Consider the following 16,306-nt stretch of genomic DNA (forward strand, 5'->3'; position numbering starts at 1 on the left):
GGCTGGAATCATGTACGTCGTGCCTTCAGCAGTGGTAAGCCGACGATCGAGCCAAGTGAGCAAGGCGAAGGGCGATGCTTCGAAAGCTGTGAGCAGCCATTCGCTGTCGATTGCGCCTTTGTTGTCCAAGTTCTGCTCAGCTTGCGAGACTGCGCGGAGTGCCTGATCGACCGATGTGCCCGACTCGTGCGCCGACGATCGATTGCTGTAGGCAGCTTCGTCATCGAATACCAGGAATGCCATGGCCAGCGCCAGTGCTCGACTCTCTCGGCCGTCCTCCAAGTAGGAAGCGACGAGGTGACACAGATTCTGGAAACCGATCTCGAACATCGTCTCTTCAATGCGATCGGTCACGCTGATCGTCCCTCGTCAAAATGCACCGCAGATTTCGGACATAAATCCGAGTTTGGATTGTGAGTTGGAAAATCTCTCGCCGCCCTGCCCCATCCAACGACCAGCGGCGACAGCGGAGACTTCAGACACCGACCACACCGCGTTGCAAGGCGAAATCAAGCAGCACGCGGTCGGTGGGTTCTTCTGGCCAAGTCTCCTGAGCCAGCCATTTGAAAAACGTGGTGGCCGCGATGCGGCTCGCAGGCCCGTCTCGCCGCCAAGCTCGTGCGATTGGATTTGCCACCCGCTCTAGCCGCTCGGCCTCGAATCGAGTCTTCACTTCGGACTGCATGCTTTCGGGCATTTCGTTGAAAACGACTTTCGCCTCCCCCATCCTGTGGTTTTCCCAGAGTTCGCGAATGCGCCGAATTCGGTCAGCCTCTGACAAAGTCGGGCTGGGCGCCACGGGCGCGGGCACGGGCACTGGAGAGGACGACGGCACTGCGGTGACACCCGCATAGCCTTTCTTCAACGCGTCCTTGAAGTACGCAGCTGGCGACTTGAGAGGGGGCATTGCCGCGTTGCGCAGGCGAACATCGACATGCTCAAGCGTCGCTCGAATCTGTCCTTCATCTGTCGTTGCATAGAGATCCTGAGCCTCCTCCTGCTTGAGGCCTAGTGCAATGAGGCGTCCCACCAACTCCAGGTCGAACACGTTCCGGTTGGGCGCATCCATGTCGCCAAGGCGCTGTTGAAGCTTCGGTACCACCCTGAACTGAATCTCTTCAATCTTCCGTCCTCGCTTGTGCTCGATCAACTCAAGGCCGAAGTCTTCGCACAGCGCATCGATTTCCGCCAGCGCCTTGGTTATCACATCACGCTTCAGAAACCGATAGTCGACTTCCTTGATGTCGCTGCGACCCGTCAGCACCGCGGCCCACCAGATCACATCCTCCCGCATTGAAAGCCGTCCTGGAGACGTCAGGTAACGCGCGCCGATTTCATACAGCACCGCCGCCGAATAACTGCGCATCTGACTACTCATCTCGAGAAGGACGCGCGTGTACTGATGGGGTTTGACCAAGCGCTCCTTGATCTCGTCCGGGTAACGCCAAGTCACCATGCAGGGCCTTCCCCTCCCCTGCTCTTCTATGGTGACGGTTCCCAGGAGCTGGGAGGACACCCAGCGCTTGAGCGAACTGCTGCTGGTGGACCATTCGATTGTCGTCGCCTGCATGTCTCGCAGATGAGACTTGAGAAGCTCAGTGTTGTTTGAATTGAAGCGCGCGTCGCCGATCAGTTCGCTCAATGCGAGGCGATAAACCGGTTCGTCCACGCCCTGGCGCTGTGAGTGGTAAAGCAGCGCGTTGTAAATGCGCCGCGAAAGCAAGGTCAGGCGTCCGCGTTTCGGACGAATTGCGATCGCTTCATTGGCTTTAGAGACGGCCTGCTCTTCTGCAGTCGGTGCCTGGCGAGGCAAATTTCGCGAAGAGTCTTCCTCGGCCATCGGGCAGGTTTGTATCAGTTGGCTTCACATCATGCCTGTCTATTGTGATTTGGTCAATTCACAGAACCTTGCAACAGGTGTCTTGCTATGTTTGCAGTTAAACACTTGGGGGATTGAAGAGTTTGAGCGGGCGCTTTCGCTAATGCCGACAGTCACTTAGGAGCATCGACGTGAGGACCGTTGGGATTCATTGTGAGGTCCGATGGGATTTGCAGTGAGCGGATTTGGGTTTCTGATGACGCTGCGGTGAGTCCCGTTGGGCTTTGATGTGAGTGGATATGGGAAAGTGGACGACCAGACCCGCTACTGGTCCCCCTTCACTACGTCGCTGAGGCTGCAACCGGCCTTTTTCCCTGGCTCGGGGCTCTTTTGTCGTCGGTTTGGGCGCTTGGCCGCAGTACGCCACGACGGGGTTCCCCAATCCTGCTCACAATAGAGGAGCCAGCGGGAGAGTGGTGTTTTGCGAAACTTGTTCATTCGACGGATTCTCATAGAATCGCAGAATTCCGTTGAATGAGGGGTCTCGCTAATGTCAGTTCCTGCGTCCTTACTGCCTGGAAACCAGGTTTCCACTGAGCTTCAATCGCCGCCCCGCCAAGGCATAAACATGCAGAAGATTGCGGCCCTTGCCACGCGTGCAGGGTCGATGGTCGAGCAAATCCGGGGCATGCTTTTGGCGCCCGAGTCCCGAAAGCTTCCCCCGACCTACTCAACTGCGCAACTGGCCGGATTGTGCGGGGTAGACAAGGCGCATGTCGCCTATCGGATCACAAAAAACGATCTCCCCTCAGGACGCTTGACGCCATCGGGAGGCAAGCGAACCTTCGGGCTTGATGAACTGAGACTGTGGACCCGTACGTATCGCGGCGAGAAGATGCGCCCTGCCGGCCGCAAAGCGATCACCATCGCGGTGGGCAATTTCAAGGGCGGCGTTGCCAAGACGACGACAGCAATGGTTCTCGCACAAGGATTGAGTCTTCGAGGGCACCGCGTCCTCGCGATCGATACAGACCCACAGGGCTCATTGACTACGCTGCACGGCCTGCTCCCCGAGGCCGAAGTTACCGAGGACATGACCATTGCTCCCCTTTGCGAGGGCTCAGAGGCAGATATCCGTTATGCGATTCGGTCGACCTATTGGGATGGTATTGACTTGGTTGCTGCGGCGCCATTCTTGTTCTCGGCAGAGTTCGCATTGCCGGCCCGCCAGATGCAACAGCCTGGCGCCAAGTTTTGGGACGTCCTCAATGAAGGCTTGGAGTCAGTCCGGGACCTATACGACGTGATCATCATTGATACCCCGCCGTCTCTTTCTTATGTCACGATCAACGCCCTATGGGCGGCCAATGGAATTGTTGTGCCGGTTCCACCTTCTGGACTGGATTTCGCCTCCTCGGCGCAGTTCTGGTCTCTGCTGGCCGATCTCGGTGGCAACTTGGACGGACAGAGCAAGGATCGCGAAGGCAAGGCATTTGATTTCCTTCACGTCTTGCTCAGCCGGGTGGACGCTGCTGATCCTGCTATGCCTGCGGTTCGGCAATGGATTCAGGCGACTTATGGCGAATACACGCTGCCGGTTGAAATTCCCAAGACCAGTGTCACCAGCAACAAGGCCGCAGAATTCGCAACGGTGTACGACGTGCAAAAGTATGAAGGTGCCGCGAAAACGTACAAGCGTGCTGTCGACGCTTACGACTCGTTCGTTGAACTCGTCGAACAATCTGTGGTGGGTGCGTGGGCTGCTCAGGCACGGGCGACTTCATGACGTTGGCCACCTTATCTCGCACTGGAAACCAGGTTTCCATCCGAACGACCGGCAGGGTGGTGGAAACCTGGTTTCCAGTGCTCATGTTGAGAAAGTTCAGATGCATGATGCGCCTGAATGCGGGCGTCATACATTCTGAAGTGCGCGCCACCGCACCCGCGTCGGCAATGACGAAAACAAACTCGAGCCAGTTGGAGATATAAAAATGGCAAGTACCCGAAAGCGGCTTGAACTGTTGACAGCGGGCCTGTCCCTGCCGACCGACACGGCGAAGGAACCCGCTCCCGCTCGCCAAGCAGCGTCAACCAACGATGCACCGCCATCGGCCGCAACTGCAGTGGAAACCAGGTTTCCACCGGCGGTCGCCGGTGCGTTGGCTCCGCGAACAGCTCCTGGACAGATGATGGCGTTCCGCGGTCAGATCCAACAGGTCGAGGGCGAGATGGCGGCGCTACGCGACAGGCTTCGTGAGTACGAGGGCTCGTTGCCAACACGAAAGATGGATCCCAAGTCGATCCGGCCGAGCCGTTGGGCAAATCGCCACGAGGCGTCATTTGCGACCAGCGAGTTTGCCGGTTTGAAAGCCGACATGGAGCATGCTGGCGGCAATGTCCAACCGATCTTGGTTCGACCATTGACAGGGGAGGCCGGCCAATTCGAACTGGTCTTTGGTCACCGACGCCATCGCGCGGCCCTCGAGTTAGGCATCCCGGTGCTCGCATCGATTTGGGTCGACGAGTTGGGTGACGCGGCGTTGTTCGCCGCAATGGATCGCGAGAACCGGGAGCGCTCAGATTTGTCGGCCTACGAGCAGGGAGCTATGTATCGCCGGGCTCTCGAGGAGCAACTTTTTCCGACTCAACGGCAGCTAGCGGAAGGTCTTGGCGTTAGCCATACGTGGGTCCGCAAGGCGCTGATGGTGGCACAGCTCCCGGACGCGGTCGTCGAATGCTTTCGCAGTCCGCTCGAGATTACTTTCCGCCATGCCGAGCAAATTAATTCGGCCATGGAAAAGGATAGGCGCGGATTCCTCAGGCGGATCGAGAGGGTCCGCGGTCACGGCCTTTCGCCGTCCATGGTAGTGGCCCGACTCCTTGATGCCAAACCAGGCTTCGAACGGACAGAACGCTTGGACGTCCAAGCCGGCGGAGAAAAGCTGGGGGCGCTCGTCCGTTCTAAGACCGGGGAAATCGTTATCACGATCACACCGGAAGCAGCTGCGGCCGCCAGCCAGGAAACTCTCGAGGCAGCAATCGCCGAATCGTTAAAGAAAGCGCGGAGCTTGGGGTAGGGCTGATCTACAGCGCCAGCAGCTAAATGTGAGAGCCGTTGGGAATTGATGAGGCGAGCGGCGGCAAGGGAGCTTGCCGCGCAGCGCTCGGCTGACGGGTTGGAGTCCTTGCTTCGCGCGCGCAGCGTCTAGGTCCGCGAGTTGGTGCGTTGCCCTTGGCCTCTGATTGTCCTTCTTTGGGACCTCTCCCCGTTGGCGTTCCTGCTCGTTGTGATGGAAGGGCAGGGTAGGCAATGTGGTACCCGCTTGAACTAACAACGAAGCAATCCGGCTCGCAGGAATGCCCTCGCCGCGCCGCGCCGCGAAAACGCTCCCACTTTGTATATGGGCTCGCGCTGGGGGTCGCCGCGATGTCGAAGGTGTTCGCCGAAGGGTGCTAGCGATCCGCGATCTCGCGGTCCAGCACTGAGTATCGGAATGGGATAGGTACTCTCGTCATCTGTCGCTGATTGCAGCAACCTTTCACCCTTCAAAAGCTGATAGGGGCCTCCCGGTCGGGCGTCACGTCAAACCCTAACACTGCCCGGAAAAATCGTATGCTCAATGGAGGAGCACTTCCGCACAGAGTCGTTTAGTTGGCTTACCAACCTACACCCAATGGCCGAGAATCAAGCACGTCATGAATCCTGTGCCACGCCTCAACCCTATCCCGTGGGTGTCGGCACCGGAATCCCCAACTCCCAAGCTTCGGCCTCGGCCAGTTCGCTGGCCCCTTTGGGACGGGTGGGCAGGGCACGCCATTTCGACGTGACGAGACCGCCCCCGGGCCGTTTGCCCGTGCCGATAGGATCGATGCGGTGTAACCTCGACGCACCCTCGAAAGGGCCTCGATGAGGGCGCCTCGGGCCGATGGGCAAGGCGGTTCCATTTGTCTAGCGGTTCGCTTACATTAAGGGAGCGGCCGCCTAAGTTGTTGATTTCATTGGATTTCAGCACAGCAACTTCTCAAACTGCGGTTTTGGCTTCGCATTTCTGCACTGATGATAAGTTTAGTTATCATCAACGAAATCACGCTGGCCAAGTTAAAGTGGAGTCTGAACCTGTTTGAGGCGGCAAGGGAAGAAGGGCGGCCAAGTGCGCGATGGGATTCGTTGCTCGGAAGCGCCTTTTGAGCGCGATCCCCAAAGCGTCCGTGTTCTGCGTGGATCCTGCTGTCGGCCAGTCAGGCCCCCCAGAAGGTGAAAACCGGCCACCGTTCAAATTGCTACAAATCGAGTCGTTGATGAGGTTTGAGAAACAAGCGCTATGTGCCCGTCGTGTTTGGCAAAGTACGAGCCGGGCCCTGCGAGGCCGTGTAGAGGCGCAACTGCGCTGCGCGACCCCGAAAATCGCGCTTTGACGGACCCCCTCCCGAAACCTTGGTTGTCCTGTGGGCGGATCGTCCGCGGTTTACTCGGGTAGCCTCCGGATGATGATGGAATTTCCGACCTTGCAGAACGTTTCAGAACTCGACGACGAGCAGCTTGCGAGCCTGGCCGCCAACTGGCGCATGCGCGCGGGCTATGGGGACCGCGAGGCCTTTGGCGCGGCGCACATCCTGGAAGTCGAGCGGCGCCGGCGAGTGCGCCTCAGCGGGGTTGAAACGCTTCCTGCGTCTGTTCTGTCGCCGCCGGACTCCAAGGTCCCCTGGTGGAATTTCTGGTCCCGATCCCAAGGCCGCCCGGATCACCTCGGCACGCTCCCGCCGCGCAAATGGAAAAGATAAACCAGGCGCCAAGGAAACTTCACAGCGGGCATTTCGCCTTCATGCGCGCGCTCGCCCAGGGGCTGGACGAGAAGGCCAGCTGGAATCGGTACCTGCACCTGGAGGGCGAGTACACGGACGTGCGCACGGTGCGGCGCACGATCGCCTGGATCCGCGACCAGTTCGCCGCGGCCGCGCGGCGCGAGAACAAGCCGGGCACCGCGCGGCTGATCCTCATGGACGCCGAGCGAATCACGGCGGAGGCGCCGGCGGCGCCCGCGAAAGCGCTGCCGAGCCTGGCGGAATTTGCCGCGGCCAACGGGCTGGAGGATTTCTCGGAGGAAGAGCAGCTCGAGGCCTATCAGGACGCCTATCCCGCCGGAAAGAAGGAGAACGGGGCAGGGCAGGGCGGCGGCAGCAAGGGTCAACGGTCTCGCCGTGCGCGCGTGGTCGAGCGGCAGCTTGAGGCGCTGCGGTGGCTGCAGGCGCTCGTGGCTCAGGATCCCAAACCGGGCGACAGCGTCGCGGCCTGGATCAATCCATCGATGGCCGGTCGCCTCGAGCGCGCCGGACTGACGACGCTCTCATCATTGGTCGCGCATATCAACGGGGTCGGCGCGCGCTGGTGGGGCATGGTGCCGGGGGTGGGGGAGGGCAAGGCGGCGCGCATCGTCGAGTGGCTGCAGGCCAACGAGGCCGTGCTGGGCCTGCGGGTCGGCGTCCACGTGGCGCAGCCGCGCATGCAATTGGCGAGCGCCACGCTGGAGGCCGTGGTGCCGGCGGCGACGGCGATCCGGCCGTACGAGAAATTCGTACTTCCCGCTGAGCTCGACGGCAGGGCAGGGCGCTTCAGGGCGCCGCCGGAGAAATGCCTGCTCATGGCCGGCAACGACCACGAGGCGATCGGGGCCTAGTTGTCATCGAAGGCCGCGGGTGCCAAGGGAAACCTGTCGGCGACGCAGCGCGCCTATCGCAAGGAAGCGGAGCGGCTGTTGTTGTGGGCGGTGTTGGAAAGGAAGAAGGCACTTTCCTCGCTCACGCTCGAGGACGCGACGGCGTATCGGGAGTTTCTGGCCGACCCGCCGACGGGCTGGTGCGGGCCGCGCCACCACCAGCGATGGTCGCCGCTGTGGCGCCCGCTTGAAGGGCGGTTGAATGGCGTGACGCTGCGGCACTCGCTGACCGTGGTGCGCAGCCTGTTTGCCTTCCTGATGCGCCAGGGCTACCTGGTGGGCAATCCGTTCGTCGCTGTGGCCCTGCCGGTTCAGCCCCTGCGGCCGCTCGGATCGAGCCGGACCCTGACCTTCTCGCAATGGGATCACATCGACGCGTTGCTGGAGAAACACCAAGAGACGGAGGCGGACCGGCGCCTGCGGCGTGGCATGCGCTGGCTCTATGCGACGGGGCTGCGCCTGGCCGAGATCACGAGCGTGAAGTGCGAAGACCTGACGCCGGTCGAATACCGGGCCGCCGACGGAACCATGGCCACGGACTGGCTGCTGGCCGTGATCGGCAAGGGCAACCGCAGCCGCGAGGTGCCAGTGCCGGCCGAGCTCGTCATGGAACTCGGCGATGAACTGGCCCGGCATGGCTTCGAGCGACAGGTGGGGGCGGTGAGCAACCGCGGCGTCCATGTGATGAGCCGGTTTGACGATGACCTGAAACGGCCGGTGGCGTGGTCGGCGTCGGGGCTGTACCAGGCGATCAAGGCTTTCCTTGCCCAGGCCGCCGAGGGGCTCGATGCCGCCGATGCGTCTCAGCTAAAGAAGGCCAGCACCCACTGGCTTCGCCACGCGCATGCCTCGCATGCACTCAATGGAAGGGAAGGGCACTCGCCCGTGCCGCTGCAGATCGTGCAGAACAATCTCGGGCACGTTTCGTTAGGCACGACCTCAATGTACATCACCTCGGAACGCGACGAAAGATTGAAGGCGATGCGAGCGTTCTGGAAGACGAGTTGACTGCACGTGAGCGCACCCGGGTCCAAGTCGACGATTCGACGCATCCTCTACTTGCAATACGATCTCGACTCAAAATGATGACCCGTGTTGGATGTCGATGCAGCGAGGAGAGTCGGCGCTCTGGAAAGCCATGGCATCGAAGAAGACGAAGCACCACGCACCCGAAGATCTCGCGAAAGTCGCGAGGATGGACAGGCTGCGTCATGGGTTGCCCCTGGCTGCAACGCGCCTGAAGCAAGGCCAGGCTGACCGGATCGACAGCGGTGACATCGATGCGTACGTCCAACTGGACTGGCTCGAATGGCACGGAGGGCGCCTGCGATTGACGGACACGGGGCGCAATGTGTGCGCCCAAGAGGTGTTGAATTCGGCGCAGGATGATGAGTAACCGGAACCGGCGGCTGTCGTCGGTCATTCCAACGTTCGAACGACGTGAGCACCCGTACCCCGTACCTGCAAGTTGCCGACAGCCGCGTTCACGGGCTGGGCGTCTTCGTGACGCAGGATCTGCCGACGGCCACGCTTCTGGGTACGTATCAGGGTCGACGTTTCTCGGAAGACCAGTTGTGCAGGCGCCACTGGGATGACAGCCTGTCATACCTGTTTTCCTTGTCGAACGGCGAAACGATCGACGGAAGCCGCGGGGGCAACGCCACACGACACATCAATCATTCTTGCGAGCCGAACTGCGAAGCAGTCGAGGAGATTGACGCGAAGGGACGCCTGGCTCTGAGGATCTATGCGCTCAGACCGCTTCTTGCGGGCGAAGAGCTCTTTCTGGACTACGGGTTGATCGTGGACGAGGCGGCCACCGCGTCCGACTACAGGTGCCTTTGTGGTGCCACCTTGTGCCGGGGAAGCATGATCGCGGCCTTAGCAGAACAATCTCCAGCTCGCTGGGAGCGTGGCTGAGAACGGCAGGTCGCAGGGGCGTGTCAGCGGGCGAATGCCGGCGCCGACCGACGCGTTGGTGTGGATGGCTTGCGGACATTCAGGCCTTCGACAATCATCGTTGCTACAAGTCATGAGGCTGACGTGATGCGCGTGCTCAAAACTGCGGATGAGATTCAGGCGGAGGTTGCTCGCCTTGTCCACGAGAGCGATGCCGTGAGCAGCGATGGGGAAGAGGTCCATGTGTCGAGACCTGTCCTGCTACCGTCGTCCGAGCAGAAGGACGGATGCAATTGGACGATCAGGAGCTTCGGCAACGCGAGCGCATATCGGGCTGAGGTCGCTCAAGCGCTCGGTGCGGTCCAGGCGAAATGGAACCTAAATTCTTGATCGCGGCCCACCGACCAGCCCCGCTGCTGAAGCATCAACACCGCAGCTTCCGCCCGGCTGGCGGAGCACCGCCCAGTGATCACGCCTTCTATGTCGTGTGCAGGATCAACACCTGCTGCGCAGGGCAGTGCGCCGAGCGAGCGCATCCATCGTGAGGCGGCAGGAAGATCTCGACGCTCGCGCTCCCTGGAGCAGTGATCACGGTGTCGATGACAGTTGGGGCGGCTTCGAGTAGCCGATGATCCCGCGCGAATGAAACAATGAAGGCAATGCGCGGATTCTGAAAGATGCCGGCAACGCGACCGGCGCGGAAAGCAACGATGTCCCCATCACCCCATTCGCTTTGGGCGCCGTTGCGGCTGCCCGATTTTCGCGGCCTCTGGGCCGGCAGCGCCATCTACTTCACGGGCAATGCGATGCAAGTCATGGCGGCTTCGTGGCTGATGGTGGAACTGACGGGTTCGTCCTTTCTTGCTGCGTTGGTGCAAACGGCCGTGTTCTTCCCGATGTTCCTCCTCGCGCTGCCCGCGGGCGTTCTGGCTGACACGACGGATCGCAGGCGGCTGATTCTCAACGCACTGTGCGTCCAGGTTGGGGTCCTCCTGATCCTGTCCTTGCTTGCGGTGCTGGGCTGGGCGGGGGCCGCGACACTTTTGATTTTTACCTTCGCCGCAGGCTGCTGCACGGCGCTGCTGTCGCCGGCCTGGAGTACCAGCATGGCGGATGCGGTGCCGCGTGCACAAATGCCGCAGGCTATCACCGCAATGTCGATTGCGTGGAACAGCGCGCGCGCGTTGGGCCCCTCGATTGCGGGCTTCGTGTTTGCCTGGCTAGGAGCGGGCTGGGTGTTTGTGATGGCCATGATGAGCGCTCTGGCGATGATGCTTGCGGTGCGGCGCTGGCCGCCAGCCCCGCATGCGAAGTCGCCGTTGCCTGCCGAGCGCCTGTGGAGCGGCACGCTGGCGGGCCTGCGCTATGCGCGGCACTCCCCGATGATCCTGGCGCAGTTGCTGCGCACGGTCGCCTACAGCGGTACAGGTTCGGCGCTGTGGGCGTTGCTACCGGCCATCGCCGCGCAGCAATTGCAGTTGGGCGCCGCAGGCTTTGGGTTTCTCATGGGCTGCCTCGGCACGGGTGCGGTTGCCGCTGGCTTGGTGCTCGGAACATTGCGCGCGCGCCTCGGCTTGGAACGGCTTGTCGCGACAGGTTGTATCGTCTTTGCGGCGGTGATGCTTGTCGCGGCGTTCGTGCGTATCCCGGCGGTGATCTTCGTGGCCTTGGCCATTGGCGGTGCCGCGTGGATGGCCGTCATGGCCACCTTCAACACTGCGACGCAATCCAGCGCGCCACCCTGGGTGCGTTCGCGCGCTGTCGCGCTGCACACCCTCAGCGCGTTGGGCTCGTTCGCTATTGGCTCGGCGTTCTGGGGTGCCGTCTCCGGGGTCGCGGGGCTGCCGATCGCATTGGGGGTCGCAGCTGTGGCGATGCTGTCGGGAGTATTCCTCGCACGCTGGTTTCCGCTGCGAATGGGCGAAGCACTGGAGGTGACGCCGGTCGCCTTGTGGGACGACCTGCTGATCAAGGAGCAGCAGCCCCTCCCGGACGATGGTCCGGTTTCGGTGGAGGTGAGCTATCGCATTCGCATGGGCGAAGCCGAAGAATTCCTGCATGTGGTGACGGAACTGCGCGCCTCGCGAAGACGCGACGGCGCCACGCTCTGGCGCGTCTACCATGACTTGGGTGATCCGTCACGCTACGTGGAACGCTTCATCGTCGCCTCCTGGGCCGACTACCTGCATCAGCGTTCGCGCGCCACGCTGGCGGACCAGGAAGTCGAGGCCCGTGTTCGCGAGTATGTCGCGCAGGGCGAAGTCGTGACGACCCAACACTACATTGCCTTACGTTGAGCGGGCGGCCGGTGTGGGGCAGCCGCGTGGCCCATTGATACGAGATCCAGGCCTCGGTTTCTCCCCGGTTCGCTAGAGCAATGCGTAGCCGTCCTAGCCGCAATCCGATAGGGCTCTATAAAACCGCGTTATCGAGCTTTAAAGATCGGCCAGCGTCGCAACGCGGCCAACGCCGCGGCACAACGGACCGGCGGCTTCTTTGAGCGTCCACGCGACGCCGTGCCGGATATGCAGTTGCTATCGTCGATCGCCTAGCGGTGCCCGTCCGAGGATGTGCTTCTGGGCGCCGTTGGCACCTCTGGAAATCTCCCAGCAAACGGTGATCTGATGGAGTTGCGTCTCTACGCAAACTGGCGGGGCGCCACGAACTGCTATCTTGTCATCGACTGCAACAGCACGATGTCGAGAAACGCATCGACAAGTTGATGTCGAGCGCCTTCCAAGTAGATCGCGAAGACGTTCGCTGTCGTCTTGACGCCGCTGAGCGGAAGGAATCGGACGTCGCTTCGATTGTTGTCCGCTACAGATTTACCGACCAGCGCAAACCCCAGCCCGGCAGCCACGAGGCACAACGCCGTGTGGATTTCCTTCGCTTCATAAGCCACGCGAGGTTTGAGACCGGCTTCTTCCAGCGCCTGAAGAGTGTGTCTTGCGAAGCTGCTGTTTGGATCCTTCGGGTAGCTGACAAAGGGTATCTGGTCCAGGTCCTTCGGCATGAGGATCTTTCGTCGAGAAAGTGTGTTCTCTGATGACAACGCCACCAGCAACTGGTCGGTGAAAAGGGGAACGCACTCCAGGTCTTCCTCAATGCCGAACGGGCCGATCGTTCGTGCCAGGCCAACGTGGATCAATCCGTTGCGCAAAGCGTCGCCCTGATGCTCCGTGAGGATTTCGGTCAGATCGATCCGCACTTTCGGCGCGCTCGCGCTCAAGCTGCGCACAGCATTCGGCAAGACCGAGAAGATCGTGGAGCGTGTGAAGCCAATGCTGAGCCACCCAGATCGACCCAACGAGAGGTCTATTGCCTCTTCCATCATGCGCTGTGAATCGGACAGCAGAAGCTTGGCTTTCGGATAAAGAAATCGGCCAAGGGGAGTCAGCTTCATCGGGCGTGTCGAACGGTCAAACAGCTTGCCTCCAAGGAGACCCTCGAGCTGCGCGATCTGCATGCTCACCGCCGTCGGCACCACGTGCAATCGGCTTGCAGCCAGGCTCGCACTGTTGGCATCGACCACCTCGCAAAAATACCGAAGCGACTTCAAGTTCATGAAAATTGATCTTAAGGTCAGAAGACATTGGTTGTGTAACTGCTTTCGTGCACTGAGCATCGGGTTTGTTCTTTCCCAACCCTTGGAGACAAACTTGACTTCCGATGTGAACGAGCCGCAATGGCTCTCCCAGGCCCGATCGCTGTCGACCGCTGAGGTATCCGACGCGCTCGACTTCTTCAATTTGCCCGGCAGCGCCTTGGGCGTTCGGCCGGTCGCAGGACCGGCCAGGATCTTTGGGCAGGCCTTCACGGTTCGCTTTGCGGCGATCGACCACTCTCGACCCGGCACCGTGGGCGATTTCCTGGACCGGTTGAAGCCAGGCAGTGTCGCAGTGATGGACAACGGAGGAAGGCTGGATTGCACCGTCTGGGGCGGCATCCTGAGCCAGTTGGCCGCGCAGAAGCGCATCGGTGGCACCGTCGTCAACGGGGTCTGCCGAGACACTGCGGAGGCCGACGAGGTGGGATACCCGCTCTATGCATGCGGCAAGTTCATGCGTACCGGCAAGGATCGCGTCCAGGTCGAGGCCTACGAGCAACCTGTGATGCTCGGTGACGTTCGCGTGTGCCAGGGCGACCTGGTCATCGGCGATGCAGACGGCGTCGTCGTGGTGCCTCACCTGCGGATGCAGGAAGTGCTGACAAGGGCCCTCGAAACACGTGTCGTCGAGGCACAGATCCTGGACGCGGCGCTGGCGGGCATGCCTTTGGCCGAGGCCCGAAAGAAGTATGGCTATCACACGCTGCAGCGGTCGGCGACGACCCTCACGGCCTGAGCGGCTCGCGCTCTCGTCGACATCGATCAAACGAACCGGAGACCCGACTCATGAACGCAACATTCCAATTCCTTCGTTCTGCCGCATTGTGTGGGGCTGCAGTCGCGGCCGCCTGCGGTGCGCTGGCGCAAGAGGCGTACCCCTGCAAGGTGGTGAAACTTGTCTCGCCCTATCCGCCTGGCGGCACGACGGACATCCTTGCTCGGCTGGTCGCGCCCGGCTTGGGGAAGGAACTCGGCACCCCCGTCATCGTGGACAACAAGGGTGGCGCAAGCAGCAACATCGGCACCGAGTTCGTTTCAGGCGCGCCGCCAGACGGTTGCACGCTGCTGCTGGGCAACAACACGGGCATCGTCATCAATCGCAACCTGTACAAGCTGCGTCTTGATCCGGTGAAGTCGCTCGTGCCGATCGTCGAGGTGGCATCCGTGCCGCTGGTGCTCTACGTGAACGCGGCCGAGCCTTCGAAAACGGTCGAACAGTTGAGTGCAGCGATCAAGGCTGCGCCAGGAAAGTACAGCTTTGCTTCAGGCGGCAGCGGCAGCCCGCAACATCTGATGGGGGAAATGCTCAAGCTCGAGTTCAAGTTGGACATGACACACATTCCCTACCGCGGCCAAGGGCCCGCGCTCCAGGACGTGATCGCCGGCCAAGTGCCCGTTGCGTTTGAAACGACCACTGCCATCGCCTCTCAGTTGAGCGGCGGCGGGCGCATCCGCGCGCTTGCAACGACCGGCAGCGCGCGCTCGAAGAACCTTCCCGACGTACCCACGATGAAGGAACTCGGCTATGGCAACTTTGTGGTCGAGAACTGGTACGGCATCTTCGCTCCCGCCAAGACGCCGGCGGCGCTGACAGAGCGCTTGAATCGCGACCTCGTCAAGGTGCTCAAGAGTCCCGAGGTGTCCAAAAGTCTAGCCGACATGGGCTCCCGTGACGTCGCTGGTACTTCCGAGCAGTTCAGCCAGTTCATCGCCAAGGAACTGCCTTACTGGGAATCGCTGGTGAAACGCTCTGGTGCAAGGGTCGATTGAGACGCGCCCAAGCTTGTACGGGCCGCGGCTGCAGCCGGTGCGCTCATCCATCCAAAACAGTTTGCTGAAAGGATTTTCCATGGCTTCATCCGAACAAATCAATCAGCTGCGCGCTCTCGGCGCAGCGACCGTCTACGAAGCGCACGGCGCCAAGGGCGCACTCGACCATGGCATGAAGCCCATCGATCCGACCGTGCGTCTCGCCGGGCCAGCTCTCACGGTCGATTGCCGCCCGGGCGACAACTTGATGCTGCACTATGCGGTGGTGAAAGCGAAGCCCGGCGACGTGCTCGTGGTCGATGCCAAGGCGTTCATGGAAGCCGGGCCATGGGGCGACGTGCTCACGATCCAGGCGCAGAAGGTCGGCATCGCCGGCCTCGTCATCAATGGCTGCGTGCGCGACGCCAACCTCATCATCGAACTGGGTTTCCCCGTGTTTTGCCGTGGCTTGTCGATCAAGGGAACCGGCAAGAATCAACCCGGAAGTATCAACGTACCCGTCACCATCGGCGGTGTGCTTATCCACCCCGGTGACATCATCGTTGGCGATCGTGACGGCGTCGCCGTGGTTCCGAAAGATGAAGTCGATTCGGCGATCGTCAGCAGCTTGGCGCGCGAAGACAAAGAGGCTGGGCAACGCCGGGCCATCGAAGCTGGAGCCATGACCGCCGACTTGCTCAACCTGACAGATACGCTCAAGCGTTTTGGACTCGTCTGACGGCGAGCTGCATCGCTGACGGGCCAAACAGGGTTGTTGCCCCGATCCGTGCGCGCGGGCAAAGTGGCGCCGTGATTTCGTTGGGGGTCATCGCAGCACCGCCAGCCTTTGCTCCATGCCTCGACGGCGTTATCGCGCAGTGAGATGGAGGCGCGTATGAGAGGGAGCCTTGAAATGTCTACTCTGGAGTTCTGGTACGACTTCGCCAGTCCTTACTCGTACATTGCTGCCTCTCGAATCGCGACCCTTGCTTACAAGGTGCCACTTCGCATCTGCTGGAGACCATTCCTCTTGGGGCCGATCTTCAAAAGGCGGTCTGGCGGGGCGAGTGCGTTTCAGAATCCAGATGATTCGGAACGTCGCTATCGGCGACGAGACGTGGAGCGACTCTGTGAGCAGTACGACATCCCATTGCGTTGGCCGTCTGTCTATCCACGGGGGAGTCTTCTTGCCAGCCGGATCGCGCTCCTTGCCGCAAACGAGGGCTGGTGTGGCGAGATAACGCGCGCCTTCTTCCACGCCAATTTTTTCGATGACCGGGACATCGGATCGGAGTCGGTTGCTCGCGAACTTCTGACGTGTCTTGGAAAGGACGCGGACGCCATCCTTGCCGAGGCGACGTCGGCGGCCAACAAGGAACGGCTGGCCATGCAGGTGGAGGAAGCCATCGCCAGAGGTATTTTTGGCGCTCCAAGCTTCTTGACTGGAGGAGAACTTTTCTGGGGAAGCGATCGCCTGGAGCAGGCGATTGAATGGGCGACGCGCGACAAGACTTGAAT

At 61.1% G+C, this 16,306-nt stretch carries 16 protein-coding genes; 12 read left to right on the forward strand and 4 right to left on the reverse strand.

Annotated elements, in window-relative coordinates; all coding sequences use genetic code 11:
• Positions 1–354 (reverse strand): hypothetical protein (locus WKW82_RS25445; RefSeq protein WP_340345210.1); only part of this gene is annotated, 354 nt, incomplete at its 3' end.
• 121 nt (positions 355–475) lie between these two features.
• Positions 476–1,840 (reverse strand): replication initiation protein, encoded by a 1,365-nt coding sequence (locus WKW82_RS25450; RefSeq protein ID WP_340345212.1) that lies wholly within the window; start codon positions 1,838–1,840, stop codon positions 476–478.
• A 607-nt stretch (positions 1,841–2,447) separates the two neighbouring features.
• On the opposite strand from WKW82_RS25450, the gene WKW82_RS25455 reads away from it, so the two are divergent.
• The 7 genes from WKW82_RS25455 to WKW82_RS25485 all read left to right on the forward strand — a co-directional run bounded on the left by WKW82_RS25455 (position 2,448) and on the right by WKW82_RS25485 (position 9,453).
• Positions 2,448–3,605 carry an AAA family ATPase gene (locus WKW82_RS25455; RefSeq protein WP_340345213.1) on the forward strand — a complete coding sequence of 386 codons (1,158 nt, stop codon included), beginning with the start codon at positions 2,448–2,450 and terminating at the stop codon, positions 3,603–3,605.
• A gap of 205 nt (positions 3,606–3,810) precedes the next feature.
• The gene (locus WKW82_RS25460; RefSeq protein ID WP_340345214.1) at positions 3,811–4,896 is read left to right on the forward strand and encodes a ParB/RepB/Spo0J family partition protein; all 1,086 of its coding nucleotides are present in this window, start codon (positions 3,811–3,813) and stop codon (positions 4,894–4,896) included.
• Between the two features lie 1,414 nt (positions 4,897–6,310).
• Positions 6,311–6,601, forward strand: a complete 291-nt coding sequence (locus tag WKW82_RS25465) for a hypothetical protein (protein WP_340345216.1) — start codon at positions 6,311–6,313, stop codon at positions 6,599–6,601.
• Positions 6,589–7,494: a phage integrase family protein gene (locus tag WKW82_RS25470; RefSeq protein ID WP_340345218.1), complete on the forward strand. Its 906-nt coding sequence runs from the start codon at positions 6,589–6,591 to the stop codon at positions 7,492–7,494. Before WKW82_RS25465 ends, WKW82_RS25470 begins: the two co-directional genes overlap by 13 nt.
• Positions 7,495–8,541: a tyrosine-type recombinase/integrase gene (locus WKW82_RS25475; protein ID WP_340345220.1), complete on the forward strand. Its 1,047-nt coding sequence runs from the start codon at positions 7,495–7,497 to the stop codon at positions 8,539–8,541.
• A gap of 130 nt (positions 8,542–8,671) precedes the next feature.
• The gene (locus WKW82_RS25480; protein ID WP_340345221.1) at positions 8,672–8,929 is read left to right on the forward strand and encodes a hypothetical protein; all 258 of its coding nucleotides are present in this window, start codon (positions 8,672–8,674) and stop codon (positions 8,927–8,929) included.
• A gap of 44 nt (positions 8,930–8,973) precedes the next feature.
• On the forward strand, positions 8,974–9,453 hold the full coding sequence (locus tag WKW82_RS25485) for an SET domain-containing protein (protein ID WP_340345223.1): 480 nt from the start codon (positions 8,974–8,976) through the stop codon (positions 9,451–9,453).
• 457 nt (positions 9,454–9,910) lie between these two features.
• Here the strand turns inward: WKW82_RS25485 and WKW82_RS25490 are convergent, their stop codons facing one another.
• Entirely contained in the window at positions 9,911–10,219 is a 309-nt protein-coding gene (locus WKW82_RS25490; RefSeq protein WP_340345504.1) for a hypothetical protein, read from the reverse strand.
• On the opposite strand from WKW82_RS25490, the gene WKW82_RS25495 reads away from it, so the two are divergent.
• Positions 10,143–11,729 carry an MFS transporter gene (locus tag WKW82_RS25495; RefSeq protein WP_340345224.1) on the forward strand — a complete coding sequence of 529 codons (1,587 nt, stop codon included), beginning with the start codon at positions 10,143–10,145 and terminating at the stop codon, positions 11,727–11,729. The genes WKW82_RS25490 and WKW82_RS25495 overlap by 77 nt on opposite strands.
• Positions 11,730–12,100: 371 nt before the next feature.
• Here the strand turns inward: WKW82_RS25495 and WKW82_RS25500 are convergent, their stop codons facing one another.
• Positions 12,101–12,997: a LysR family transcriptional regulator gene (locus tag WKW82_RS25500; protein ID WP_340345225.1), complete on the reverse strand. Its 897-nt coding sequence runs from the start codon at positions 12,995–12,997 to the stop codon at positions 12,101–12,103.
• Between the two features lie 94 nt (positions 12,998–13,091).
• Between WKW82_RS25500 and WKW82_RS25505 the strand changes: the two genes are divergently transcribed.
• The 4 genes from WKW82_RS25505 (at position 13,092) to WKW82_RS25520 (ending at position 16,304) form a co-directional block, all read left to right on the forward strand.
• Positions 13,092–13,775 carry an RraA family protein gene (locus WKW82_RS25505; RefSeq protein WP_340345227.1) on the forward strand — a complete coding sequence of 228 codons (684 nt, stop codon included), beginning with the start codon at positions 13,092–13,094 and terminating at the stop codon, positions 13,773–13,775.
• A gap of 50 nt (positions 13,776–13,825) precedes the next feature.
• Positions 13,826–14,809 (forward strand): Bug family tripartite tricarboxylate transporter substrate binding protein, encoded by a 984-nt coding sequence (locus tag WKW82_RS25510; RefSeq protein WP_340345228.1) that lies wholly within the window; start codon positions 13,826–13,828, stop codon positions 14,807–14,809.
• Between the two features lie 79 nt (positions 14,810–14,888).
• A complete protein-coding gene (locus WKW82_RS25515; RefSeq protein ID WP_340345229.1) occupies positions 14,889–15,527 on the forward strand; it encodes a 4-carboxy-4-hydroxy-2-oxoadipate aldolase/oxaloacetate decarboxylase in 639 nt (212 codons plus the stop codon).
• Between the two features lie 174 nt (positions 15,528–15,701).
• Positions 15,702–16,304 (forward strand): 2-hydroxychromene-2-carboxylate isomerase, encoded by a 603-nt coding sequence (locus WKW82_RS25520; RefSeq protein WP_340345230.1) that lies wholly within the window; start codon positions 15,702–15,704, stop codon positions 16,302–16,304.
• Positions 16,305–16,306 lie beyond the last annotated feature (2 nt).

Origin of the sequence: Variovorax rhizosphaerae (assembly GCF_037889975.1) — a bacterium.
GTDB lineage: Bacteria > Pseudomonadota > Gammaproteobacteria > Burkholderiales > Burkholderiaceae_C > Variovorax > Variovorax rhizosphaerae.